Origin of the sequence: Stenotrophomonas sp. AG209 (assembly GCF_003550055.1) — a bacterium.
Taxonomy (GTDB): domain Bacteria; phylum Pseudomonadota; class Gammaproteobacteria; order Xanthomonadales; family Xanthomonadaceae; genus Stenotrophomonas.
Genome location: NZ_QXDB01000004.1, coordinates 183791 through 208331 on the forward strand (window position 1 = coordinate 183791; position 24541 = coordinate 208331).

At 64.9% G+C, this 24541-nt stretch carries 22 protein-coding genes; 14 read left to right on the forward strand and 8 right to left on the reverse strand.

All coding sequences use genetic code 11. The features are described from left to right. Positions 1-51 precede the first annotated feature (51 nt). Entirely contained in the window at positions 52-1014 is a 963-nt protein-coding gene (locus tag DFO63_RS17805) for a glycosyltransferase family 2 protein (protein ID WP_119007473.1), read from the forward strand. A gap of 15 nt (positions 1015-1029) precedes the next feature. Here the strand turns inward: DFO63_RS17805 and DFO63_RS17810 are convergent, their stop codons facing one another. Genes DFO63_RS17810 through DFO63_RS17820 form a run of 3 tightly spaced genes read right to left on the reverse strand, consistent with a single transcriptional unit; the run spans position 1030 to position 3032 of the window. Then, complete coding sequence (locus DFO63_RS17810) at positions 1030-1617, reverse strand: alpha-ketoglutarate-dependent dioxygenase AlkB (RefSeq protein ID WP_049443085.1); 588 nt, start codon at positions 1615-1617, stop codon at positions 1030-1032. Positions 1618-1663: 46 nt separating this feature from the next. Next, positions 1664-2296, reverse strand: coding sequence for a CoA transferase subunit B (locus DFO63_RS17815; RefSeq protein WP_049443084.1), 633 nt, complete (start codon positions 2294-2296; stop codon positions 1664-1666). 1 nt (position 2297) lies between these two features. After that, positions 2298-3032 carry a CoA transferase subunit A gene (locus tag DFO63_RS17820; RefSeq protein WP_119007474.1) on the reverse strand — a complete coding sequence of 245 codons (735 nt, stop codon included), beginning with the start codon at positions 3030-3032 and terminating at the stop codon, positions 2298-2300. Between the two features lie 139 nt (positions 3033-3171). Here DFO63_RS17820 and DFO63_RS17825 point away from each other — a divergent pair, with 139 nt between their 5' ends. Together DFO63_RS17825 and DFO63_RS17830 are read left to right on the forward strand one after the other, a co-directional pair. After that, positions 3172-4518, forward strand: a complete 1347-nt coding sequence (locus tag DFO63_RS17825; RefSeq protein WP_101764917.1) for a phosphomannomutase — start codon at positions 3172-3174, stop codon at positions 4516-4518. A 12-nt stretch (positions 4519-4530) separates the two neighbouring features. Further along, entirely contained in the window at positions 4531-5934 is a 1404-nt protein-coding gene (locus tag DFO63_RS17830) for a mannose-1-phosphate guanylyltransferase/mannose-6-phosphate isomerase (RefSeq protein ID WP_049443081.1), read from the forward strand. A gap of 12 nt (positions 5935-5946) precedes the next feature. Here the strand turns inward: DFO63_RS17830 and DFO63_RS17835 are convergent, their stop codons facing one another. From DFO63_RS17835 to rfbB, 5 genes are all read right to left on the reverse strand, one after another. Further along, a complete protein-coding gene (locus DFO63_RS17835; RefSeq protein WP_147416470.1) occupies positions 5947-7335 on the reverse strand; it encodes a hypothetical protein in 1389 nt (462 codons plus the stop codon). A 199-nt stretch (positions 7336-7534) separates the two neighbouring features. After that, the gene (gene rfbD, locus DFO63_RS17840; RefSeq protein ID WP_119007476.1) at positions 7535-8425 is read right to left on the reverse strand and encodes a dTDP-4-dehydrorhamnose reductase; all 891 of its coding nucleotides are present in this window, start codon (positions 8423-8425) and stop codon (positions 7535-7537) included. Continuing rightward, positions 8422-8979, reverse strand: coding sequence for a dTDP-4-dehydrorhamnose 3,5-epimerase (gene rfbC, locus DFO63_RS17845; RefSeq protein ID WP_049443078.1), 558 nt, complete (start codon positions 8977-8979; stop codon positions 8422-8424). The genes rfbD and rfbC overlap by 4 nt, the downstream gene beginning before the upstream one ends. Further along, complete coding sequence (gene rfbA, locus DFO63_RS17850) at positions 8976-9863, reverse strand: glucose-1-phosphate thymidylyltransferase RfbA (protein WP_119007477.1); 888 nt, start codon at positions 9861-9863, stop codon at positions 8976-8978. Before rfbA ends, rfbC begins: the two co-directional genes overlap by 4 nt. A 14-nt stretch (positions 9864-9877) precedes the next feature. Further along, positions 9878-10933, reverse strand: a complete 1056-nt coding sequence (gene rfbB, locus DFO63_RS17855) for a dTDP-glucose 4,6-dehydratase (protein WP_119007478.1) — start codon at positions 10931-10933, stop codon at positions 9878-9880. Between the two features lie 258 nt (positions 10934-11191). Between rfbB and DFO63_RS17860 the strand changes: the two genes are divergently transcribed. From DFO63_RS17860 to DFO63_RS17910, 11 genes are all read left to right on the forward strand, one after another. Next, positions 11192-11938: an electron transfer flavoprotein subunit beta/FixA family protein gene (locus DFO63_RS17860; RefSeq protein WP_014035896.1), complete on the forward strand. Its 747-nt coding sequence runs from the start codon at positions 11192-11194 to the stop codon at positions 11936-11938. Next, the gene (locus DFO63_RS17865) at positions 11938-12876 is read left to right on the forward strand and encodes an electron transfer flavoprotein subunit alpha/FixB family protein (RefSeq protein WP_119007479.1); all 939 of its coding nucleotides are present in this window, start codon (positions 11938-11940) and stop codon (positions 12874-12876) included. The genes DFO63_RS17860 and DFO63_RS17865 overlap by 1 nt, the downstream gene beginning before the upstream one ends. Then, complete coding sequence (locus DFO63_RS17870) at positions 12876-13844, forward strand: lysylphosphatidylglycerol synthase transmembrane domain-containing protein (protein ID WP_119007480.1); 969 nt, start codon at positions 12876-12878, stop codon at positions 13842-13844. Before DFO63_RS17865 ends, DFO63_RS17870 begins: the two co-directional genes overlap by 1 nt. A 123-nt stretch (positions 13845-13967) precedes the next feature. Next, positions 13968-15383 (forward strand): UbiA family prenyltransferase, encoded by a 1416-nt coding sequence (locus DFO63_RS17875; RefSeq protein ID WP_119007481.1) that lies wholly within the window; start codon positions 13968-13970, stop codon positions 15381-15383. Continuing rightward, a complete protein-coding gene (locus DFO63_RS17880; RefSeq protein ID WP_119007482.1) occupies positions 15380-16693 on the forward strand; it encodes an FAD-binding oxidoreductase in 1314 nt (437 codons plus the stop codon). The genes DFO63_RS17875 and DFO63_RS17880 overlap by 4 nt, the downstream gene beginning before the upstream one ends. 2 nt (positions 16694-16695) lie before the next feature. Further along, complete coding sequence (locus DFO63_RS17885) at positions 16696-17427, forward strand: SDR family oxidoreductase (RefSeq protein WP_119007483.1); 732 nt, start codon at positions 16696-16698, stop codon at positions 17425-17427. A gap of 1 nt (position 17428) precedes the next feature. Beyond that, entirely contained in the window at positions 17429-18373 is a 945-nt protein-coding gene (locus DFO63_RS17890) for an NAD-dependent epimerase/dehydratase family protein (RefSeq protein WP_119007484.1), read from the forward strand. Positions 18374-18630: 257 nt separating this feature from the next. Beyond that, positions 18631-20775, forward strand: coding sequence for a hypothetical protein (locus DFO63_RS17895; RefSeq protein ID WP_147416472.1), 2145 nt, complete (start codon positions 18631-18633; stop codon positions 20773-20775). A gap of 125 nt (positions 20776-20900) precedes the next feature. Beyond that, entirely contained in the window at positions 20901-22193 is a 1293-nt protein-coding gene (locus DFO63_RS17900) for an NAD(P)/FAD-dependent oxidoreductase (RefSeq protein WP_119007486.1), read from the forward strand. Continuing rightward, entirely contained in the window at positions 22193-24079 is a 1887-nt protein-coding gene (locus DFO63_RS17905) for a hypothetical protein (RefSeq protein ID WP_119007487.1), read from the forward strand. The genes DFO63_RS17900 and DFO63_RS17905 overlap by 1 nt, the downstream gene beginning before the upstream one ends. Then, positions 24076-24477, forward strand: coding sequence for a GtrA family protein (locus DFO63_RS17910; RefSeq protein ID WP_119007488.1), 402 nt, complete (start codon positions 24076-24078; stop codon positions 24475-24477). The genes DFO63_RS17905 and DFO63_RS17910 overlap by 4 nt, the downstream gene beginning before the upstream one ends. Positions 24478-24541: the final 64 nt, after the last annotated feature.

The window sequence follows — 24541 nt, forward strand, 5'->3', positions numbered from 1 at the left end:
GCTGCAGCAGGTGCGTGCGATAATCACAGGCCACGGCCCATTCCCTCGCTGATGCCCGCATCCGTCTCCATCGCCGTCTGCACGTACAACGGTGAGCGCTTCCTGCAGGAGCAGCTCGACAGCCTGCTGGCACAGACACGCCGACCGGACCAGATCGTGATCCGCGACGACGTGTCCTCCGATGGCACGTTGGTGCTGCTGCGGGCCTTCGTGCCACGCGCCGAGGCTGCGGGTATCTCGGTTGACCTGCAGGTCAATCCACAGAACGTGGGTTATCGGCGCAATTTCGATGGCGCACTGCGCGCCTGCACCGGCACGCTCATTTTCCTGTGTGACCAGGACGATGTCTGGCATCCCGACAAGGTCGCACGCTTCTGCACCGAGTTCGATGCACGCCCTGGCCTGCGCGTCCTGCACTGCGACGCTCGCTTGATCGATGATGCAGGTCAGCCCATGCCGCAGACCCTGTTCACCGCGCTGCACTACGGCACCGCGCAACGGGCACGGATGCATGCCGGCGACGGGTTCCGATTGATGCTCAAGCGCAAGCTGATGACCGGTGCCGCAATGGCCTTGCACCGGTCGGTCCTGGCCGACGCACTTCCGCTGCCGGCATCGGACTGGGTACACGACGCCTGGATCGGCACACTGGCTGCCATGCGCGGGGAGATCGACAGCCTTTCCGAGACGCTCATTGATTACCGCCTGCACAGCAACAATCAGTTGGGCCTTGGTGGCAACGATGCCACGCCACGCGCGGTACGACGCAAGCGGCAGTTGGAAAGCGAGCGGGTGGAATGTGGCCAGCTGCTGGAGCGCGCGCGCGCGCGCGGCCTGCCCGCTACCCAGCTGGCCTGGATCGAACGCAAGCGACGTCATATCGCCGTGCGTACCAGCCTGCCGAGCTCGCGCCTGCGGCGTATCCCGGCAGTGTTGGGTGAACTGCTACGCGGCAACTACGGCCACTTCGGTCGCGGCGTGCTGTCTGCCGGCATCGATCTGCTGCGCGCCTGACACTTCGTCCCAGGATCAGCCGGGCTGGATCCACCGGAACGTCAGGTTGATCCGCTCTCCCTGTACCCGTGCCATCTTCGGCAGCGCGTGCTGGTAGAAGCGCTGGGTCTGCCCGGCCATCAGCAGCAGGTCACCGTGGCCAAGCACGAATTCAGCCTTGCGCGCCGGATCGTCGCGTCGGCGCAGCAGGAAACGGCGTGCGGCACCCAGGCTCAGCGAAGCGATCACCGGGGCCGGCCCCAGCTCCGGCTCGTCATCGCTATGCCAGCCCATGTAGTCACCGCCACTGCGATAGCGGTTCAGCAGCACGCTGTTGAAGTGGCCGTGTCCTTCGGCCTGCAGGTGCTCGCGCACGGCCAGCAACACAGGCGGCCACGGGTGCGGCACGAACTCGGCACCAGAGTAACGGTAGCGGGCCTGCGGGTCGCCGATCCAGCAGCTCAGCCGTGGCGAGTCCACCCAGCTGCCGAACATGCGGATGCGGTGGACCTCCCACGGCACGCCGGCCTGCAGCGCCTCCATGAGCCGGTCGGCATCGGTCGCGGCCAGCCAGCCCGGCAGGTGCAACACATCGGCATCGGGCAGCGTATGGGGAAACAGCATGGCACCCCCTCAAGAAACAGGGCGGCCCTGGGCCGCCCTTGCACCTTCAGCCGCGAAGAAACGCGACGCCGGTCTTTTCCTGCAGTTCCTCATCACTGACACCCGGCGCGGCTTCCACCAGCAGCAGGCCCTTGTCAGTCACGTCGAACACCGCCAGGTCGGTGATGATGCGGTCGACCACGCCCACGCCGGTCAACGGCAACGTGCATTCGGCCAGGATCTTGTGCTCGCCGTTCTTGGCGGTGTGCTCCATCAGCACCACCACGCGCTGCACACCAGCGACCAGGTCCATCGCACCGCCCATGCCCTTGACCATCTTGCCGGGCACCATCCAGTTGGCCAGGTCACCCTTGTCGGTGACCTGCATGGCACCAAGGATAGCCAGGTTCACATGCCCACCGCGGATCATCGCGAAGCTGTCGTGGCTGCCGAAGTAGCTGGCGCCCGCACGTGCAGTGACGGTCTGCTTGCCGGCATTGATCAGGTCGGCGTCGACTTCGGCGTCAGTCGGGAACGGGCCGATACCGAGCAGGCCGTTTTCCGACTGCAGCCACACATCCACGCCTTCGGGAATGTGGTTGGCCACCAGTGTCGGCAGGCCGATGCCCAGGTTCACGTAAGCGCCATCGGTCAGCTCGCGCGCCGCGCGCGCGGCCATCTCATCACGGGTCCACGCCATGTCAGTTGCCCTCCGCGCGGATGGTGCGCTGTTCGATTCGCTTTTCAGGATGCGCGTTGTGCACGATGCGGTGCACATAGATGCCCGGCAGGTGCACCTGGTCCGGGTCGATGGAGCCGACCGGCACCACCTCTTCCACTTCCACGATGCAGACCTTGCCGGCCATCGCGCAGGCCGGGTTGAAGTTGCGTGCGGTCTTGCGGAACACCAGGTTGCCGGCCTCGTCGGCCTTCCAGGCCTTGACCAGCGCCACGTCGGCGCGCAGCGCAGTCTCCATCACGTAGTGCTTGCCGTCGAATTCGCGGGTTTCCTTGCCCTCGGCCACCACCGTGCCGTAGCCGGTGGCCGTGAAGAACGCCGGAATACCCGCGCCACCGGCACGCAGGCGCTCGGCCAGGGTGCCCTGCGGGTTGAATTCCAGCTCCAGCTCGCCGGCCAGGAACTGCCGCTCGAATTCCTTGTTCTCGCCCACGTAGGACGAAATCATCTTCCTGATCTGCCGCGTTTCCAGCAGCTGGCCCAGGCCGAAGCCATCGACGCCGGCATTGTTGGAGATCACGGTCAGGCCCTTGGTGCCGCTGTCGCGCAAGGCAGCGATCAGCGCCTCGGGAATGCCACACAGGCCAAAGCCGCCCACGGCCAGGGTCTGGCCATCGGCGACCACCCCCTGCAGGGCCTCCGCCGCACTGGCGAAGCGCTTGCCGCGCTTGCCGTCGGTCGTTGCCGGGTTGCTCATCTACGCCCTCACCTCGTTGATGTAATCCGCTCATTCTAGGCCAGCGCGCCGGCCGGTCACGTGGCGTTGCGGCATGGAAACGATTCCCATACGGGGCTGGCGGTACAATCACCGGCTGTGCCCACAATGGACCCGATCGATGCCCCTGCCCGCCTTCAAGGCCTATGACATCCGCGGCCGCGTCCCGGAAGAACTGAACGAAGACCTCGCCCGCCGCATCGGCGTCGCCCTGGCCGCTCAGCTCGCCCCGGGCCCCGTGGTCCTGGGTCATGATGTCCGTTTGACCAGCCCGGCACTGCAGGACGCGCTGGCCGCCGGCCTGCGTGGCGTGGGCCGCGAAGTGATCGACATCGGCCTGTGCGGCACCGAGGAGGTCTACTTCCAGACCGACCACCTGGGCGCCGCGGGCGGCGTGATGGTGACTGCCAGCCACAACCCCATGGACTACAACGGGATGAAGCTGGTCAAGGAAAACGCACGGCCAATCAGTTCCGATACCGGCCTGTTCGCGATCTCCGACGCGGTGGCCGCCGATGCCGGCAGCGCACAGCCACCGGTTGCGGCGCAGACCGCGCGCCACGACAAGAGCGCCTACATCGATCACCTGCTGGGCTACGTGGACGCCAGCAAGCTCAAGCCGCTGAAGCTGGTGGTCAACGCCGGCAACGGCGGCGCCGGTGCCATCGTCGACCTGCTGGCGCCGCACCTGCCGCTGGAATTCATCCGCATCTGCCATGAACCCGATGGCAGCTTCCCCAACGGCATCCCCAACCCGCTGCTGCCGGAGAACCGCGCCGCCACCGCCGAGGCCGTGCGCGAACACGATGCCGACTTCGGCATTGCCTGGGACGGTGACTTCGACCGCTGTTTCTTCTTCGACCACACCGGCCGTTTCATCGAAGGCTATTACCTGGTCGGCCTGCTGGCAAAGGCCATTCTCGCCCGTCAGCCCGGTGGCAAGGTTGTACACGACCCGCGCCTGGTCTGGAACACGGTGGAAATGGTCGAAGCCGCCGGCGGCGTGCCGGTGCTGTGCAAGAGCGGCCACGCCTTCATCAAGGAGAAGATGCGCGCGGAAGATGCGGTCTATGGCGGCGAGATGAGCGCCCACCACTACTTCCGCGAGTTCGCCTATGCAGACTCCGGGATGATCCCGTGGCTGCTGATCGCCCAGCTGATTTCGGAAAGCGGACGTTCACTGGCCGACTGGGTTGAAGATCGCATGGCGGCCTATCCGTGCAGCGGAGAGATCAACTTCAAGGTGGCCGATGCCAAGGCCGCCGTGGCACGCGTGATGGAGCACTTCGCCGCGCTGGCGCCCGCACTGGACTACACCGATGGCATCAGCGCCGATTTCGGCGACTGGCGCTTCAACCTGCGCAGTTCCAACACCGAGCCGCTGCTGCGTCTGAATGTCGAAGCCCGCGGTGATGCCGCGTTGATGCAGGCGCGCACCGACGAAATTTCCCACCTCCTTCAGCAATAACCAAGGAAGACCATGAGCATCATTCAGCCCGTCATTCTCTCCGGTGGCTCCGGCACCCGCTTGTGGCCGCTGTCACGTGAGTCCTACCCGAAGCAGTTCCTGCCACTGGCCGGCGAGCTGACCATGCTGCAGGCTACCTGGCAGCGGGTGGCCCCCATTGCCAGCCGTGGTCCACTGGTGATCGCCAACGAGGAACACCGCTTTGTCGCCGCCGAGCAACTGCACCAGGTCGGTGCCGAGCCGGCTGCGATCATCCTTGAGCCGATGGGGCGCAATACGGCGCCGGCCATCGCGGTAGCGGCATTGGAAGCGACCCGCGACGGCGCCGATGCGCTGCTGCTGGTGCTGCCTTCGGACCACGTGATCAGCGATGAAGCCACCTTCCGCAGCGTCGTCCAGGCAGCCACCAGTGCTGCCGAGGCGGGCAAGCTGGTGACCTTCGGCATCGTGCCCACGGGCCCTGAAACCGGCTACGGCTACATCAAGGCCGCCGACGGCCAGGGCCTTCGTGCCGTCGAACGCTTCGTCGAGAAGCCCGACCTGGACACCGCTACCGGGTACGTGGCCAGCGGCCAGTACTACTGGAACAGCGGCATGTTCCTGTTCAAGGCATCGCGCTACCTGCAGGAGCTGGAACGCTTCCAGCCGGAGATGCTCGCCGGCAGCCGCAGCGCATGGCAGCTGGCCCGCCGCGACACCGACTTCACGCGCCTGGACAAGGCCGCCTTCGCCGCCGTCGCCTCTGATTCCATCGACTACGCGGTGATGGAGAAGACCGCCGATGCGGTGGTGATCCCGCTCGACGCGGGTTGGAATGATGTCGGTTCGTGGACCGCACTGCGCGACGTCTCGCAGCAGGATGGTGACGGCAATGCCCACCAGGGCGATGTGATCGCCATCGACTGCCGCAACACCTACGCCTATGGCCAGCGCCTGGTGGCGATGGTCGGCCTGGACGATGTGATCGTGGTGGAGACCGACGATGCGGTACTGGTCGGCAAGGCTGACCGCATGCAGGAGGTCAAGACAGTGGTGTCACAGTTGAAGACCGAAGGCCGCAGTGAAGCGACCTGGCACCGCAAGGTCTATCGTCCGTGGGGCGCCTACGATTCGATCGACAACGGTGCCCGCTTCCAGGTGAAGCGGATCACGGTCAAGCCCGGCGGCACGCTGAGCCTGCAGATGCACCACCATCGTGCCGAACACTGGATCGTGGTCAGCGGCACCGCCGAGGTGACCCGGGGTGACGAAGTCATCCTGCTGAGCGAGAACCAGAGCACCTACATTCCACTGGGCGTGACCCATCGCCTGCGCAACCCGGGCAAACTGCCGCTGGAACTGATCGAAGTGCAGTCCGGCAGTTACCTGGGCGAAGACGATATCGTTCGCTTCGAGGACACCTACGGGCGTAGTTGACGGGTTCAACTCTCAGCGCCGCTGAGCTCCGGCGCCCTCCAGGGGCGCCGATCCGGCACGGTCTACAGGAAGGATCCGGCGCAGGACCGGATCATCCAGATAGGACTTGAGGCGGTTCGTGTCGGGATACGGCAGCTCGAACTCGCCCGCCTGCGGCGCACGGAGGTCAGCGCCCGCAAGGTAGCGCCGGACATTGTCCTGTTGCAGCCGCGCTGCCGCGCTGAAATGCTGGAGCTTGGCAACATCCTTTCCGATCCGGCCCAGCAGTGGATATGCAACGACAAGCGCGAACAGGAGCACCGCCGTACGCCTTGCCGTGCGCAGTCGCGGGCCCTTCAAAGCCAGGCCCCACAATTGGATGGCAAACCATGCGTTGGCAAACAAGCCAGGCACAAACAGTTCCGTATAGCGGGACATCGGCGCCCTCATGTCATGGCCGCGGCCATAGGCGATGGCCAATGCCTGAAGCGCAGACCAGATGCAGAGTCCTGCCATCACCAGGTCGGTGGGCGACGCTTGCCGGCGGATCACCATGCGCACGACCATCACGGTGGCAGGCAGCCAGATGATCAGTGCGAACCCACCTGACCGCATGGGCCACGCCAGAACCCGAGACGCGGCGTAGATGAACTCGCCTGCGCTCTGCGCACGCAAGACCGTATTGACCTCGATCACGGGAACCTGAGCGTAGGCGACCATCGCGACGGCCGCCAGCACTGCTGTTGCGCACAACGCCGGCACTCGTCGGCCGGGAAGGCAGATGCAGGCCAGGACACAGGTCGCAGCTGTTGCCACTGCGGTCAGCAGGCCCGATGCCATGGTGACACTGGCAAACACGCTCAGTGCGATCGCAGCAGGCAATGCCACAATATTCTGATGGTGCCTGGCCACCAGTGCGATGGCCACGATGCTGGACAGGATCAGGAAGTAGAACTGCGACTGGAAGCCAACGAGGAAGTTCTCCCACGCGAACGGCAGGACTGACAGCAGAATCGCCAACAGCAGCAGCATCCAGCGACCCACAGCAGCGCCCACGTCGCGAAACGCGTGCCAGACCAGCAATGCGGGGATGAAGCAGAACACGACCGCCGCGACCCGTGCTTCGTAGACGTTGTTCCACTGCCCGGTGACGGCATACGACAGCAGGGTGACCAGGCGCGTGGGCAGGATGCGATGCTCATTGTGCGGCGCGAGCAACATCTGCCACTGCAATGTTCCTTCCAGCCATGGTTTGAGCGCAGAGGCCCACTCCCCATCCCATTGATCCATGTAGGGCATCGGCGTAGCGAAGAACTGTACGTACAGCAGTCGTGCCAGCAGCGCCAGCGCGCCGACACCCAGTGCCAGCATGAGTGGAGACCACTTTCGCGATGCGCGGGCGTGCAAAGCAGGCAGATTCATGGAGCGTCCTTCCAGGTACAAGCGCAGCAACTTCGACGCACTGCGCGGGAGAATCCAGATGCGCATGGTAGTTCAGCAGCACCGGATTCGCGCGTACTCACGCTCAGCAATGCCTGGTTCGAAACGTTGCACAGCGCGAAGAAGCAGAAACCCGGCCAAGGCCGGGCTTCCGTCATCCGCCGCACCGCGCGGCCGGCGATCAGAACTGTGCCATCACCCGCTTCAGGCCGTCCTGCCACTCCGGCAGCACGATGCCGAAATCCTGCTGCAGCTTACGGTTGTCCAGCACCGACCAGGCCGGGCGCTTGGCCGGTGTCGGGTACTCGGAACTGGCAATCGCTTCAACCGACGGCACCTTGGCCAGTACTCCCGTCGCCAGCGCCTCGGCAAAAATCGCTTCGGCAAAACCGTGCCAACTGGTCTGGCCACTGGCGGTCAGGTGCCAGGTCCCCGAAAGCTGGCCCGGATGCTGCAGTGCCTGCGCGGTGACATCGGCGATCAGCGCCGCCGGCGTCGGCGTACCGATCTGGTCGGCCACCACACGCAATACGTCACGCTCGGCACCCACCCGCAACATCGTGCGCAGGAAGTTGGCGCCGTGCGATGCATACACCCACGCCGTGCGGAAGATCAGGTGACGGCCACCAGCGGCGCGCACCGCATCCTCGCCATCGCGCTTGCTGGTGCCATACACGCCCAGCGGTGCGGTCGGCTCGTCCTCGCGGTAGGGCGCGCTGCCCTGGCCATCGAACACGTAGTCGGTGGAGTAATGCACGAGCGGCACGCCATGCGCCGCACACCAGCGCGCGATCACGCCCGGCGCCTGCGCATTGGCAGCAAAGGCAGCTTCGACCTCCTGCTCGGCACGATCAACTGCGGTATAGGCGGCCGCATTGACCACCAGCGATGGCTGCACGCGGTCCAGCAATGCCGGCAGGCTGTCGGGCTGGCCGAAATCGGCCGTTTCGCAGGCACTTCCGTCGGGCAGGGCACCGCTGCGGGTGGTCGCGACCACCTGGCCCAGCGGTGCCAGCGCGCGCAGCAGTTCCTGGCCGACCTGGCCGTTGCCACCAAACACCAGCACCGTCATGCGACGTAGACCGGCAGACGGTCTTCGGCGATGTCCTTCAGGAACGGCGCGTTCTCGTCCTTGGCCGACAGGGTCGGTGCGCTGACCGGCCAGTCCACTGCGATGTCGGCATCGTTCCAGCGCACGCCGGCATCAAAGTCCTTCAGGTAGACCTCGGTGCACAGGTAGCTGAACACCGCACGCTCGGACAGCACGGCGAAACCGTGGGCGAAGCCCTCCGGAATCCAGAACTGCTTCTTGTTCTCCGCGCTCAGCACCACCGCTTCCCACTGGCCGAAGGTCGGCGAGCCGCGACGGATGTCCACGGCCACGTCATAGACCTCGCCTTCCAGCACGCTGACCAGCTTGCCCTGCGGCCGCGGCCACTGGTAATGCAGGCCGCGCAGCACGCCCTGCGCGGAGGTGGAGACGTTGCTCTGCACGAAACGGTCCGGCAGTCCCAGCGCAGCAAAGCGCTCGGCGTTCCAGGTTTCGAAGAAGTAACCACGGGCATCGCCGAACACGGCCGGCTCGATCACCACGCAGCCGGGTAACTTGGTTTCAATCACTTTCACGGAACGACTCCACGCAGGGCGAGTTTGTGCAGGTACTGGCCGTAGCCGTTCTTGATCAACGGCGCGGCCAGTGCTTCCAGCTGTTCGGCAGTGATCCATCCCTGCCCGAATGCAATTTCCTCGGGGCAGCAGACCTGCAGGCCCTGACGGGTCTGGATGGTCTCGATGAAGTTGGAGGCCTCCAGCAGTGACTGGTGGGTGCCGGTATCCAGCCAGGCATAGCCACGGCCGAGCGCCTCCAGGTGCAGGTTGCCTTCGGCCAGGTAGCGCTTGTTGAGATCGGTGATCTCCAGCTCGCCGCGCGGCGACGGCTTGAGTTCGGCCGCGTAATCGCTGGCGTTGCCGTCATAGAAGTACAGGCCGGTCACCGCATAGTTCGAGCGTGGCCTTTCCGGTTTCTCGACCAGGTCGATCACCTTCCCGCTCTGGTCGAACTCGGCCACGCCGTAACGTTCCGGATCATTCACCCAGTAGCCGAACACGGTCGAGCCGTGCACGCGCCCGTCTGCACGCTTGAGTACCTCGCGCAGCCCGTGGCCGTGGAAGATGTTGTCACCCAGCACCAGGCAGCTCGGCTTGCCGGCGACGAAATCGCGGCCGATCAGGTAGGCCTGGGCCAGGCCATCCGGGCTCGGCTGCACCGCGTACTGGATGTCCATGCCCCACTGCGAACCGTCGCCCATCAACTGCTGGAACAACGCCTGCTCATGCGGCGTGTTGATGATCAGCACTTCGCGGATGCCCGCCAGCATCAGCACGCTGAGCGGGTAATAGATCATTGGCTTGTCGTACACCGGCAGCAGCTGCTTGCTGACGCCCTTGGTGATCGGATACAGCCGGGTGCCGGAACCACCGGCGAGGATGATGCCCTTGCGCTGGGTCATGGTGTCTCCTGGGTTCAGGCCGCTGTGCCGATGCGCTGCAGGCGGTAGCTGCCATCCAGCACGCCGTTGACCCATTCCTGGTTGTCCAGGTACCAGTCAACGGTGAAGGCGATGCCCTGCTCGAAGGTGTAGGCCGGTTCCCAGCCCAGATCGTTCTTCAGCTTGGAGGCATCAATCGCGTAGCGGCGGTCATGGCCGGGGCGGTCGGTGACATAGGTGACCTGGCTGCTGCGCGGCTGGCCATCCGCGCGCGGGCGGCGCTGGTCCAGCAGTGCGCAGATCGCCTGCACCACTTCGATGTTCTGCTTTTCGGAATTGCCGCCGACGTTGTAGGTCTCGCCAACCTGGCCCTTGGCCAGCACGGTGCGGATCGCTTCGCAATGGTCGGACACGAACAGCCAGTCACGCACCTGCTTGCCATCGCCGTACACCGGCAGCGGCTCGCCGGCCAGCGCCTTGGCGATCACCAGCGGGATCAGCTTCTCCGGGAAGTGGTACGGACCGTAGTTGTTCGAGCAGTTGGTGGTCAGCACCGGCAGCCCGTAAGTGTGATGGAAGGCGCGCACCAGGTGATCCGAGGCCGCCTTCGACGCCGAGTACGGCGAGTTCGGGGCATACGGGGTGGTTTCGCTGAACTTCCCGGTCTCACCCAGGGTGCCGTACACCTCGTCAGTGGACACGTGCAGGAAGCGGAAGGCCGCGCCCTGCCCGGCCGGCAGCGCCTTCCAGTAGTCGCGCACCGCTTCCAGCAGGCCGAGGGTGCCCACCACGTTGGTCTGGATGAAGGCGCCCGGACCGTCGATGGAACGGTCCACATGGCTCTCGGCGGCAAAGTTCAGCACCGCATCCGGCTGGTGCTCGGCCAACAAACGGGTCACCAGAGCACTGTCGCCGATGTCACCCTGCACGAACACGTGGTTCGGGTTGCCCTCCAGGCTGGACAGGGTCTTCAGGTTGCCGGCATAGGTCAGGGCGTCGAGATTGACGACCTTGATACCACGGGCGACCGCTTCGAGAACAAAGTTACCGCCAATGAATCCGGCACCGCCGGTGACAAGCCATGTGGGCACTACCTGTTCTCCTGTTGATGGTTCAATTGGGTCGCATGCCGCAGCCCGATTCAGCGCAACAGGATACATCGGGGGCACCTTCACGACTGCCTTCGCACCGTGAACGAAGCGCCGCACCCCGCGTTTTTGCGGCACCGCAGCATAACCATACGCATTCGCATGGTCGCCCCAAGCCAGCTAGAATCGGGATCCCACCCCCGAACCGGTTGCTGTGCGAGGACCGGACGTTCTCCCCGTTATTGAAGGACCCCGTACCAGATGAAAATCCTCGTCGCGTACAAGCGCGTGGTGGACTACAACGTCCGCATTCAGGTCAAGCCGGACGGTTCCGGCGTGGTCACCGACGGCGTCAAGCTGTCCCCCAATCCCTTCGATGAAATCGCCCTGGAAGAAGCCCTGCGCCTGCGCGACAAGGGCATCGCCAGCGAAGTCGTGGTCGCCACCATCGCCCCGGCTGACGCCCAGGCGCATCTGCGCAACGGCCTGGCCATGGGCGCCAACCGCGCCGTCCATGTGGTCACCGACCAGGCCATCCAGCCGCTGACCGCCGCACGCACCCTGCTCAAGCTGATCGAGAAGGAACAGCCGGACCTGGTGATCCTGGGCAAGCAGGCGATCGACGACGACGCCAACCAGACCGGCCAGATGCTGGCCACGCTGTGGGGCCGTCCGCAGGCGACCTTCGCCAGCAAGCTGGACATTGCCGACGGCAAGGCCACGGTCACCCGTGAAGTCGACGCCGGCCTGGAAACGCTGGAAGTCGATCTGCCGGCCGTGGTCACCACCGACCTGCGCCTGAACGAGCCGCGCTTCATCAAGCTGCCGGACATCATGAAGGCCAAGGCCAAGCCGCTGGAGACCCTGCAGCTGGCCGACCTCGGCGTTGAAGCCGCCGACACCTTCAAGACCACCCAGTACGCCGCGCCGTCCAAGCGCAGCAAGGGTGTGATGGTCAAGGACGCGGCCGAACTGGTTGCCGCACTCAAGCAGAAGGGGTTGCTGTAATGAGCAGGATTCTCGTCATCGCCGAGCACCACGACGGCAAGCTCAACGCCGCCACCGCCAAGACCGTCAGCGCCGCCGCTGCCATCAGCGGTGCCAGCATCGACGTGCTGGTGCTGGCCGCCGATCCGGCTGCCGTGGCCGCCGAGGCCGCGAAGATCGCCGGCGTCGCCAAGGTCCTGACCGTGGCCAACGCCGCCAACGCGCAGGCGATCGCCCAGGTGCTGGCGCCGCAGATCGCGCAGCTGGCAAAGGGTTACACCCACGTGTTCGGCCCGTCGACCACCTTCGGCAAGGACCTGATGCCGTGCGTGGCCGCCCTGCTCGGCGTCAACCAGGTCTCCGACCTGATGAGCGTTGAAGGCAGCCACACCTTCAAGCGCCCGATCTACGCCGGCAACGCGATCATCACCGTGGAAGCCCCGGCCGACCAGATTGTGGTCGCCACCGTGCGTGCCGCGTCGTGGCCGGAAGCGGCCCAGGGCGGCAGCGCCGCCATCGAAGCGGCCAGCGTCGATGCTGCCCTGCCGACCCACACCCGCTTCGTCGGCCTCGCCGCCGGTGCCAGCGACCGCCCGGACCTGCAGAGCGCCAAGCGCGTGGTCTCCGGCGGCCGTGGTGTCGGTTCGGAAGAGAACTTCAAGGTCATCTTCCAGCTGGCCGACAAGCTCGGCGCCGCCGTCGGTGCCTCGCGCGCCGCGGTGGATGCCGGCTACGTGCCCAGCGACCTGCAGGTCGGCCAGACCGGCAAGATCATCGCGCCGGAACTGTACGTGGCCGTCGGCATCAGCGGTGCCATCCAGCACCTGACCGGCATCAAGGATGCCGGCACGATCGTCGCGATCAACAAGGACGGCGATGCGCCGATCTTCGAGATTGCCGATATCGGCCTGGTGGGGGATCTGTTTACGATCCTGCCGGAGCTGGAAGCTGCGCTGTAATGTCTGACTGCTCGTCCCCGGCGCCGGTGAAGCCGGCTCGCCGGGGCCGCGCAGGCCTGTGGGTCGCCGCCACGGCGGCGGCCTACCTGGCGGTCCTCTGGTACATCGACCGCGACCGCAACATCCTTTCGCAGTTGGCCGCGCAGGCCGGCACGCTGCTGCTGTGCAGTGCCCTGGTGCTGGCCAGCTATGTGTTCCGCTACCAGCGCTGGCGCGCGGTGCTCGCCGCACAGGGGCTGCGCCCGCACAGTTGGGGCCGGGGCGCACTGGCCTACCTGGCTGGTTTTGCCTTCACCGCGTCGCCCGGCAAGGCAGGCGAACTGCTGCGCATCCGCTATTTCGGCTGGCAGGGCGTTCCGGCTGGCGCCACCCTGGCCACCTTCATCTTCGAACGTGCGCTGGACCTGCTGGTGATCACCGTGCTGGCAATTGGCGCCGCGCACCTGATTCCGGCGTTCGGCGCCCTGGCGGCGATCATTCTGGGCGTGCTGCTGGCCCTGGGCCTGCTGGGCTGCTGGCCGCCGCTGGCGCGCACCGCGCACGGCGTCATCGAGCACCTGCCGGGTTCGCCGGTGCGGCGGCTGGGCCACTTCCTGGTCAGTGGTGCCAGCGCCCTCGGCCCCCTGTTGCGCATGCGCCTGCTGCTGCCCGCCAGCCTGCAGGGCGCTGCCGCGTGGCTGTTGACCGCCGCGGCCTTCGCCCTGCTGTGCCAGGCGCTGGGCATTGCCCTGCCGTGGCCGTTGGCGCTCGGCATCTACCCGCTGGCCATGCTGGTCGGTGCCCTGTCGTTCGTCCCCGGCGGCGTGGGCACCACCGAAGCGGCGATCGTGGTCATGCTCGGTGCCAGCGGCGTTGCGGTGGATACCGCGCTGACCGTGGCGATCGGCATCCGCCTGGTCAGCCTGTGGCTGGCGGTGGTTGTGGGAATGCTCGCAATGGCGTTTCTGGAGCTGAAAGCCAGGCCGTGACGTTCAGAAGGTGGATGGCTGCGCGTCTCAGCCGGTTCCCTTATCATTCAGGGTGAATTCAACCGTGTGGAAAAGGAAGTACATGCAGCATCACGCCATTTTCTGCGACGAGGCACCTCGGCTGTGACCTCTTCTCGTGCCCTATGCGTCGATCTGGATGGCACCCTGCTCCGCTCGGACATCCTGTACGAATCGTTGCTGGCCCTGCTGGCCCACAACCCGCTGTACCTGTTCCTGGTGCCGTTCTGGCTGCTGCGGGGCAAAGCCTACGTAAAGCGCCAGCTGGCCTCGCGCGTGCAACTGCCCGCCGAGACCCTGCCCTATGACGAGCGGGTGCTGGACATACTGCGCACCACCACGCAGCGCCCCCGCGTGCTGTGCACGGCCTCCGACCGGCTGCTGGTACAGCCCATTGCAGACCACCTCGGACTGTTTGAAGAGGTGATGGCCAGCGACGGCCACACCAACCTGTCCGGCAGCAACAAGGGGCAGGCACTGGCAGCACGCTTTGGCGAACGAGGCTTCGATTACATGGGCAACGGCACGGTCGACCTGAAGGTCTGGGCCCATGCCGGCGGCGCGATCGTGGTCAACAACGGGGCCGGGCTGGCCAGCGCTGCCGCGAAGCAGACAGAAGTGCTTGCCCACCTGCCCTCTCAGAACGGCGGCCTGATCACCTGGATCAAGGCGCTGCGCGTCTACCAGTGGCTGAAGAACCTGCTGGTGCTGGTACCGCTGCTGACCGCCCACCGTTTCTTCGATCTCACCTCGATCATCGATGCAGGCACGGCCTTCCTGGCCTTCGGTCTGTGCGCGTCAGGCGTCTATCTGCTCAACGATCTGCTGGACCTGACCCCAGACCGGATGCACCCGCGCAAGCGCAAACGCCCGTTTGCCGCGGGCACATTGCCGCTGCTGCATGGCCTGCTGGTGGCGCCGTTGATCACCCTGGCCGGCTTCGCCCTGGCGCTGGCCTGCAGCCCGGCCTTCGCAGGCGTGCTGCTGTGCTACTACGTGATGACCCTGAGCTACTCGCTCAAGCTCAAGCGCATTGTAATGATCGACGTGGTGATGCTGGCGGCGCTGTACACGGTGCGCATCATCGGCGGCGCGGTGGCGATCAACTCCGAACTGTCGTTCTGGCTGCTGGCGTTCTCGATGTTCGTGTTCCTCAGCCTGGCCATGCTCAAGCGCTACACCGAACTGGCCTCGGCACTGGCCAGCGGCAAGGAAATGGCGATCGGCCGCGGCTACTCGGTGTCCGACCTGCCGCTGGTGCAGTCGCTGGGCGCGGCCGCCGGCTACATTGGCGTCGCGGTTTTCGCGCTGTACATCAACAGCCCGGAAAGCCTGGAGCTGTATACCAGTCCCAAGCTGCTGTGGCTGCTGTGCCCGATCCTGCTGTACTGGATCAGCCGCATGTGGATCGTCTCGCACCGGGGCGACATGCATGACGACCCGATCGTGTTCGCGGCGATGGACCGCGGCAGCCAGATCGTCATCGCACTGTGCGTGCTGATCGTCCTGATCGCCATATGAGTGCAGGGGTTGGCCAGTCCTGGGGGCGCTACCCGCGGGTAGAGCAGCGGATCCTTCCGGTGCTCGACCGCGCTGCTGCCCTGCCGCTGCCCGCAGCGGGCGGCACGGTGCTGCCCCACGGCAATGGGCGCAGTTACGGCGACAGCTGCCTGAACCCAGGCGCGACCCTGCTGACCAGCCGCGCGCTGGACCGTTTCATCGATTTCGATCCGGCCACGGGCATCGTGCGCTGCGAGGCAGGGGTAACCCTGGCCGACATCCTGGACATCGCGCTGCCGCGCGGCTGGTTCCTGCCGGTCACCCCCGGCACTCGTTACGCCACCGTGGGCGGCGCAATCGGCAACGACGTGCACGGCAAGAACCACCATCGCGCAGGTACGTTCTGCCACCACGTGCTGCGCCTTGAACTGCTGCGCAGCGATGGTTCGCGCCAGCAACTCACGCCGGACGACAGCAGCGGCCTGTTCGCCGCCACCGCAGGTGGGCTGGGCCTGACCGGCTTCATCACCTGGGCCGAGCTGCAGCTTCGTCGGGTACCAGGCCCATGGATCGAAACCGAGTCGATCCGTTTCGACAACCTGGACGAGTTCTTCGCGCTGTCGCGCGAGTCGGCCAATGATTTCGAATACACCGTTGCCTGGATCGACTGCCTGGCCAAGGGCCGCGCGCTTGGTCGCGGGCATTTCCTGCGCGGCGACCATGCACCAGGCGACGCCCACGCGGCCACGCCCAGTTCGGCCCCTCGCCGCAGCATGCCCATCGTGCCGCCGGTTTCGCTGGTCAATCCGCTGACCCTGCGTCCGTTCAACACGCTGTACTACTGGCGCCAGCCGGCTCGCCGGGCCCGCCACGTATCGCACTACCAGAGCTATTTCTATCCGCTGGACGGCATCAACCACTGGAACCGCATGTACGGCCCACGCGGCTTCCTGCAGCACCAGTGCGTGCTGCCGCCAGCCACCGCGCGCGACGCCACCGCTGCGCTGCTGGGCGAAATTGCCCGCAGCGGGCGCGGTTCGTTCCTGGCGGTGCTGAAGGAATTCGGCGACCGGCCCTCGCCGGGGCTGCTCTCCTTCCCGCGCCCGGGCACCACCCTGGCGCTGGATTTCCCCAACGACGGTCCCGAGCTGTTGAAGATGCTCGACCGCCTGGACCACATCGTCAGCGAAGCGGGCGGTGCCGTATACGCGGCCAAGGACGCGCGCATGTCCGGCGCGTTGTTCCGCCAGGCCAACCCGGCCTGGGAAGCCTTCTCCCGCTTCATCGACCCTCGATTCTCATCCGGCTTCTGGCGCCGGGTGATGGAGTAACCATGCAGAAGATCCTGATCATCGGCGCGACCTCGGCCATCGCCGAATCGGTTGCGCGCCTATACGCCGCACGTGGCGCCGCGCTCTACCTGGTGGGTCGCAGTGCCGGCAAGCTGGACGCCATTGCCGCCGACCTGCGCGTGCGCGGTGCCCCGCACGTGCACAGCGGCGTGCTGGACGTGAACGATGTGGCCGCCCATGGCGCCCTCCTGGACAACGCATGGGCCGCGCTGGGCGGCGTCGATACCGTCCTGATCGCCCACGGCACCCTGCCCGACCAGGCTGCCTGCGATGCCTCCGTGGAGCTGTCGCTGCGCGAGTTTGCCACCAACGGTACGTCCACCATCGCCCTTGCAGCGGCCCTGGCACAGCGCCTGCAGTCCGGTGCGAGCCTGGCCGTCATTTCTTCGGTAGCCGGTGATCGTGGCCGCGCCAGCAATTATCTGTACGGCAGCGCCAAGGCAGCGGTCACCGCCTACCTGAGCGGCCTGGGCCAGCGCCTGCGTCCGGCTGGCATCAACGTGCTGGTCATCAAGCCCGGCTTCGTCGATACGCCGATGACCGCCGCGTTCAAGAAGGGCGCCCTGTGGGCGACACCGGACAAGGTCGCCACCGGCATCCTCAAGGCGATCGGCAAGCGCAAGGCCGTTGCCTACCTGCCCGGCTTCTGGTGGGCCATCATGATGATCATCAAGAACATTCCCGAATTCATCTTCCGCAGGATCAAGCTCTGACATGACCGACAAGCACGCCAAGATCGTCATCACCGGTGCTGCCGGCCTGGTGGGGCAGAACCTGATCGTCGAGCTCAAGCAGCAGGGTTACACCCAGCTGGTCGCCATCGACAAGCATGCCCACAACCTGGATATCCTGCACGGCCTGCACCCGGATGTCCGCGTGGTGAAAGCCGACCTGGCTGAACCTGGCGCGTGGGCCGGTGAATTCAACGGTGCCGCCTGCGTGGTGCAGCTGCACGCGCAGATCACCGGCAAGACCACCGACCTGTTCGTGCGCAACAACATCACCGCCACCGGCCACGTGCTGAAGGCCACCCAGGACGCCGCAGTGCCCTACATGGTGCACATCAGCTCCTCGGTGGTGAACTCGGTGGCCAAGGATGACTACACCAACACCAAGCGCGAGCAGGAAGAGATGGTGGTCGCCAGCGGCCAGCGCCACTGCGTGCTGCGCCCGACGCTGATGTTCGGCTGGTTCGACCCCAAACACCTGGGTTGGTTGTCGCGTTTCATGGCACGCACGCCAGTATTCCCGATCCCGGGCGATGGCAAGTTCATGCGCCAGCCCCTGTACGAACGCGACTTCTGCCGCTGCATCGCCAAGTGCATCGAAACCGAACCGGACGGCGAGGTCTTCGACATCGTCGGCGATACCCGCGTGGATTACGTGGACATCATCCGCACCATCAAACGGGTCAAGAAGCTGCATACGGTGATCGTGCACATCCCGATCGGCTTCTTTGGCTTCCTGCTGAAGGTCTACAGCCTGTTCAGCAGCAAACCGCCCTTCACCGCCGACCAGCTGAAGGCACTCAGTGCCGGCGATGACTTCAAGGGCATCGACACCGAGGCCGTGTTCGGGGTGAAGCAGACGCCGTTTGAAGAAGCGATTCGCGAGAGCTATACCGACCCGCGCTACAGCCACATCGTGCTGCAGCGCTGAGCCACGCACCTCACTCTGCCCAAGGATGATCAATTCTGCTGAATGACAATTCGCAGCCTCAATCCCAATCGAGTGAGGCAGGCGCGTCATTGCCGGTATAGGCGCCCACCGTCTCCCACGGGGAGATACGGCACTACCTGCTTCGTAGGAAGACGGTAAAAGCCAGCACAGCTATCCAACGAGGAAGACGACTCTCCATGCCCGGTTCAATGCGACTGCCAAGGGGCGTGCGTCATAAGTCCCACGGCGCTTCAGCCTTGCTCGCACGCGTGCTGGTCGCGCTGCTTTTCGCGTGCTTCCTGATCCTGGGCGGCTGCAGCTCATACGTCGATCCTGTGCTGCAAACAGAAGGCGGCTGTCCTCCGTCAAGCTCCAGCTTCCTGCCGGCAACCCCGTCGCTTGAGGGTCGGATTTCATATTGTGAAGGAGGCGATGGGTGGATCGGCTCGATCACTTCAGGCTTCTATCCGGCAGGTACCCAGCGCGTAGAACTCATGCTCACCGGCTATCCTGCCAATCCGGGCATGTCGCTCAGTGCGATCTCCCCGGAGGGGCGTGAAGTTCCATTGACCACGTTCTCCAATCCGGCTGAACACTGGGAGCGCAGAGCGTTTGACATTCCTCCTGCGGTTTCGCTCACGGGATTCCGGATCCGCCTGCAGGACCAGACCTCATCGACCTTCGGCTGGGCCGGGATGGGCGCCTCCACGTCCAACCCAGCAATCGCCTCAGTTGCTGGCGCATGGCCCATGCTGTTCGGCGTAATCGTCGGCAATGTGTGGCTGGTGGCGCTATCGCTGGCCATGCCCATTCGCGGCACACCAAGCCAACGGGTCATGTTGGGATTGCTGGTCGCAGGCTGCGTTTGGTTCATGGTTTTCTGTGCGTACGTGGTATCGGTGCAAGCTGGAGCGATAGTTTCACTGGCCGCCCTTCTGCTGCCGTTGTCCTTTGCACTGATGTCGAGGATCAACCACAAGCTGTCCGCGGCAGACGTGACGGGCGTCCAACGCATCCTTCTCCCGGGGGTGCTGCTGGCATGCTTTGTACTTTGGATCGGCCTGTTCCCGTTCCATTGGCAAGGTCATGAATGGGATGAACCTGCCAAGCGCTGGTTCCCACTGGCGATGGATGGATGGTTGCCTCTGATGTTTGGCGACATGCTTGCAGATGGCCATCTGGTCAGCCCAATGGCTGGCGATTGGCTCAGCAGCGATAGGCCTCCCCTGCAAGCCGGGCTCTACCTGATGATTCGGGAACTCCTTCCAGGGAGCCGCGGGCTGCTCTATCAGGGCATAGCCACATGGGCACAGACGCTCGTGCTGGTGCCGCTGGGCTGCCTGCTGACGCTGATCAGTGATCGTCGCAGCCGCGCAATTGCGCTCTTCACTCTTTGCCTGTCCGCGCTGGTCCTGCTCAATACGCTGATGGTCTGGCCCAAACTGCTGTCGGCAGCGTTCTGCCTTATTTACTACATGGCTTTGTTCCCCGGAAGAGCCACGCCTACCCGCTGGGGCCAAGCCGGTGTCGCAGCCGCGCTCGCACTGTTGTCCCATGGCGGCGCGCTGTTCTTTCTTGCAGGCACCTCACTCCTGCACCTGGCGTGGTATCGACGACGAAGCGTGTCCATGCTGCTCCGCGCCGGTGCCCTTTCGGCTCTCATTTACCTGCCTTGGATCGCCTACCAGAGACTGATCGACCCTCCTGGCAACCGGCTGATCAAGTGGCACTTTGCTGGAAAGATTCCGGTGAGCGACGAGGGCACGATGCAGGCCCTGACCAGCGCATATGGCCAGCTCACGCCTTCAACGTGGCTCCTGGCCCGCCTGGAAAATGTCAAGGAAATCACCGCAGGTGCGTTTACCGCACCTTACCAGGCTCTGCAGGTCATATTCGGCGGGGACCCTTCAGCAAGATCCCATTTCGTGGAGGAAAGCTTCTTCCACACGTTCCACGCGATGTGGTTCACCTCCCCATTGCTGCTGCTTCCATGCATTGCGTTGATGATCTGGCGCAAACAGCGGCAACAGCAGCTGGAGTCGATTCACAAGCCGCTTTTCCAGGCACTGGCTACGGCTACGATCACGTTTCTTATCTGCGCGATCGTTTTGTTCCAGGGTGGATCGGCAAACATCCATCAAGGGTCATACGCCGCAGTAGTTCTGTTGCAACTCTCGATACTCCTGGCGACCTGGAAGGCGATGCGTCCACTCTTCCATGCGGCCTGTGCGGCCAATGTCATTGCTGCACTGTCGATCTACGCTCTCGACCGCACCTTCCTGCCGGGTCTTCAACTCGCCTACGTCGGCGGAACCCTGCTGCTGGCTGGCGCCCTGCTGGCAGCCTCATTTATTTCAACCAGAAACGAAGACGACACCGTCTACCATGACCGGCAGGAGTGATTCCATCGCAGACTTGCGGCATAGTGCCTGCCGACAGCGCGTCCCCCTGCGCGCAATCCGTCATGCCCCCACCCTGCCAGCCGCCCACAGCACCTGCTGATAGTGAAATAAATTCAAGGAGTTACATGAAAAATTATGCCATCATCGGCGCAGGCCCCATGGGCCTGATGGCCGCCGTGAAACTCCTCGACCAGGGCCACTCGGTCACGATCTACGAGCGTGACGATCGCATTGGCGGCATGTCGGCCAACTTCGATTTCGACGGCCTGTCGATCGAGCGCTATTACCACTTCATCTGCAAGACCGACTATCCGCTCTTCGCGCTGCTGGAGCGCTACGGCCTGTCCAAGGCGTTGCGCTGGACCGACACCAAGATGGGCTATTTCTACAAGGGAAAGCTCTACAAGTGGGGCAACCCGTTTGCACTGCTCGCCTTCCCCCACCTTGGGCCGATCAGCAAGTTCCGCTATGCGCTGCACGTGATGTACACCAAGGGCATCAAGGACTGGACGGCGCTGGACAAGGAAGAGGCTGGCGCATGGATCCGCCGCTGGGTCGGCCAGAAGGCCTATGACGTGATGTGGAAGGATGCCTTCCGCCTGAAGTTCTTCGAGTTCAAGGACAACCTGTCGGCCAGCTGGATCGGCACGCGCATCAAGCGCGTGGCGCTGTCCCGCCGCAACCTGATGAACGAGAGCATGGGCTACCTGGAAGGGGGCTCGATGACGCTGCTGGAACGCATGGTGCAGGACATCCAGGCCCGTGGTGGCCGCATCGAACTGTCCCGTGGCATCGATGAAGTGGTTTCCGAGAACGGCAAGGTCACCGGCGTATCGGTGGGCGGCGAATTCACCGCCTACGACGGCGTGATCTCCACCGCACCCATCCAGTACGTGCCGGCGCTGGTGCCGGGACTGCCGGAGGACTTCCGCGCCAAGGTCGCTGCCGTGCAGAACATTCCCGTCGCCTGCGTGATCCTCAAGCTCAAGCACGCGGTGAGCGAGAACTTCTGGATGAACATCAGCGACCCGGGCATCGAGATCCCGGGCGTGATCGAGTACAGCAACCTCAACCCGGGCCACGATCCGGGCCAGAAGATCCTGTACGCACCGTACTACATGCCCAAGACCCACCCGAAGTGGCAGCAGTCCAACGCCGAGCTGATCGAGGAAGTGCTGGGCTACCTGGCACGGATCAACCCGGCCTTCAAGCGTGACTGGGTGCTGGCCTCGCACTGCCATCGCTATGAGTTCGCGCAGACGATCTGCCCGCCGGGCTTCCAGGACATGCTGCCGTCGATGCGCACGCCGGTGCAGGGCTTCTTCATGGCCGACACTGCGTATTACTACCCTGAAGATCGCTCGATCAACGAGAGCATCAACACCGCACAGGCGCTGGTGGACGAGGCATTGCGCTGATGAAGGGATGGGTAGGCGCCTCGCGTGCGCGGCTGACCGGATGGATCCAGCCCCTGGATCCGGTGTTCCTGCTGACGGCCCTGCTGGTGTCGTTGATCGCGGTGCGCACCTACCTGGTTCTGACGCATGGCAGCAGCAGCCCGTTCTGGGACCAATGGGATGCGGAGTTCGACAACCTGCTGCTGCCGTACCTGCGCGGCGAACTGGACATCGGCCACTTCTTCGCCGCGCACAATGAGCATCGCATCCTGTTCACCCGGCTGATCTCGCTGGGTTTGTTCGCCCTCAACGGCAACCAGTTCGACGCCAAGGTGGAGATGCTGTTCAACGTACTCCCCCATGCAGCCGCCATCGGTGCAATGGCCTGGGCGGGCATGCGCACCCTGCCAGCGGCGGCGCGTCCGCTGCTGGCGCTGGGAGCCTTCGCACTGGCCGCTTCGCCCCTGGGCTGGGAGAACCTGATCGCCGGTTTCCAGAACCAGTTCTTCATCCTGGCGCTACTGTCAGTGGTGACGGTCTGGCTGGCGTCGGCCGACGTCCTCGGCCGCACTCGCATCCTCGTCATGGTGGTCTGCGCCGGGCTGGCACTGTTCACCATGGCCTCTGGCGTGTTCGCCGCCGCTGCCGCCGCGGGCCTACTGGTCCACCGCCTGGTGTCCGGCGACGTGGACCGTCGCCAAGGCGGAATTGCCCTCGGATTACTGGTAGTGGTGGCGGTGGTAGGCTTGCTGATGATGCCGCAGGCGCCACATGGCGACACGTTCCATGCGCACTCGCTTGCGCAGTTCCTGCAGGCTCTGAAGAACACTCTGGCCTGGCCACTTCGCCCCCTGTGGATCAGCGTAGTGGTGCTGTGGCTACCGACGGCCGTGCTTTCGGTGGTGATGCTGCGGCGGCTCCTTACCCGGGCCAGTGGTCCGCGCGGGGAGCGCTTTGCCTTCGCCATCGCCGGCTGGGTACTCGTGCAGGCCGTGGCCATGGCCTACTCCCGCGGAGTCGAAGTAGAACACGCCGTGTCATCGCGCTACACCGATCTGCTGACGATCGGCGTGATCAACAACCTGTGGCTTGTCCTGCACGCCAGCTTCCGCAGCGCGGGCCGTTGGCCTGCCTGGGTACGCGGCGCCGTGCCGGCCGTGTTCATCGGCTGGACCGCGCTGTCCATGCAGCCCACCCTGATCATGGCGCAGGCCAGCATGGAAGAGCGCTCGGCTGCGGGTGCGCGGCAGGAACGCCTGCTGTCCGACTACCTGCGCGATGGTGACCTGGAGGCCCTGCGCGCGGCGCCGGGACGGTTCCCGTATCCCGATGCCGAACGCATCGCAAAGGTCCTGGCGGCCAATGACGCGGCGGACATGATGCCGCTGGAGATTCGTCGACCACTGCCGTTCTCGGTGCAGGCCTGCAGCGGAATCAGCTCCTCCGGGGCTTACACCACGCTGCCGGTACTGCCCTATGCAATCGGCACCTACGCACCTGGCAGCGGCGACGCGAACCAGGCCGACTGTCGCAGTGCGGCGGTCAGCACGGACGGCGGCTGGATCGCCTATCGGCATGCGGGCGCGGGCATGCCTGCAGTCGCGGCACGCCTGGAAGGCAGCCACCATAGCGTCGACCTGGTGCGCGAGGGTGTCCAGGGCGAACGCTGGCGCACGCGCGTCGTGCAGCTCCCGGCTGACGATTACCGGCTGCACCTCGTCGACAACGACGCACATACCTGGATCGCCATGACGCCGCCTTCGAGGATCGGTGGCCTCAGCGCACTGCGGCTGTGGGCCGAAGAACATGCTGGCCGACTACTGTACGCGGCACTGGTGCTGGTGTTGATGCTGTTGACCTATGCCGCGGCACAACCGCGGATCTCCGCCTCAAGGACCCCTGCATGAGCCGCCAGTTTCTCCTGTTCATCATCTGTGGCGGCACAGCAGCTGCGGTCAACGTGGGTAGCCGGATCCTGTTCAGCCTTGCTGTGCCCTTCGAGGTTGCCGTCTGTCTGGCCTACGGGCTGGGCATGCTGACGGCCTTCATTCTGAACCGGGTTCTGGTTTTCAAGGGCTCGGACCGTCCCATCGGACAGCAGGCAGCGTGGTTCATCGCCATCAATGCCGTCAGCCTGCTGCAGACCTTGGCCATCAGCGTCCTGCTCAAGCGCTGGCTGCTGCCGCTGCTCAACTGGCCATTGGACATTCCACTCAGTGCCCACTTGGTCGGTGTGGCCGTGCCGATCTTCACCGCCTATCTTGGGCACAAGCACTTCACCTTCGCTCGCAGCAAGGCGGGGTAAAGCCTGAACGGCCTCCATGCGGGCCTCACCCGCCCGCAGTAGACTATCTGGTCAATCTCCTCGC

Coding starts and splice junctions, on each gene's coding strand:
- DFO63_RS17805 (WP_119007473.1), top strand. CDS start 52: ATGCCCGCATCCGTCTCCATCGCCGTCTGCACGTACAACGGTGAGCGC.
- DFO63_RS17810 (WP_049443085.1), bottom strand. CDS start 1,617: ATGCTGTTTCCCCATACGCTGCCCGATGCCGATGTGTTGCACCTGCCG.
- DFO63_RS17815 (WP_049443084.1), bottom strand. CDS start 2,296: ATGGCGTGGACCCGTGATGAGATGGCCGCGCGCGCGGCGCGCGAGCTG.
- DFO63_RS17820 (WP_119007474.1), bottom strand. CDS start 3,032: ATGAGCAACCCGGCAACGACCGACGGCAAGCGCGGCAAGCGCTTCGCC.
- DFO63_RS17825 (WP_101764917.1), top strand. CDS start 3,172: ATGCCCCTGCCCGCCTTCAAGGCCTATGACATCCGCGGCCGCGTCCCG.
- DFO63_RS17830 (WP_049443081.1), top strand. CDS start 4,531: ATGAGCATCATTCAGCCCGTCATTCTCTCCGGTGGCTCCGGCACCCGC.
- DFO63_RS17835 (WP_147416470.1), bottom strand. CDS start 7,335: ATGAATCTGCCTGCTTTGCACGCCCGCGCATCGCGAAAGTGGTCTCCA.
- rfbD (WP_119007476.1), bottom strand. CDS start 8,425: ATGACGGTGCTGGTGTTTGGTGGCAACGGCCAGGTCGGCCAGGAACTG.
- rfbA (WP_119007477.1), bottom strand. CDS start 9,863: ATGACCCAGCGCAAGGGCATCATCCTCGCCGGTGGTTCCGGCACCCGG.
- DFO63_RS17860 (WP_014035896.1), top strand. CDS start 11,192: ATGAAAATCCTCGTCGCGTACAAGCGCGTGGTGGACTACAACGTCCGC.
- DFO63_RS17865 (WP_119007479.1), top strand. CDS start 11,938: ATGAGCAGGATTCTCGTCATCGCCGAGCACCACGACGGCAAGCTCAAC.
- DFO63_RS17870 (WP_119007480.1), top strand. CDS start 12,876: ATGTCTGACTGCTCGTCCCCGGCGCCGGTGAAGCCGGCTCGCCGGGGC.
- DFO63_RS17880 (WP_119007482.1), top strand. CDS start 15,380: ATGAGTGCAGGGGTTGGCCAGTCCTGGGGGCGCTACCCGCGGGTAGAG.
- DFO63_RS17885 (WP_119007483.1), top strand. CDS start 16,696: ATGCAGAAGATCCTGATCATCGGCGCGACCTCGGCCATCGCCGAATCG.
- DFO63_RS17890 (WP_119007484.1), top strand. CDS start 17,429: ATGACCGACAAGCACGCCAAGATCGTCATCACCGGTGCTGCCGGCCTG.
- DFO63_RS17900 (WP_119007486.1), top strand. CDS start 20,901: ATGAAAAATTATGCCATCATCGGCGCAGGCCCCATGGGCCTGATGGCC.
- DFO63_RS17905 (WP_119007487.1), top strand. CDS start 22,193: ATGAAGGGATGGGTAGGCGCCTCGCGTGCGCGGCTGACCGGATGGATC.
- DFO63_RS17910 (WP_119007488.1), top strand. CDS start 24,076: ATGAGCCGCCAGTTTCTCCTGTTCATCATCTGTGGCGGCACAGCAGCT.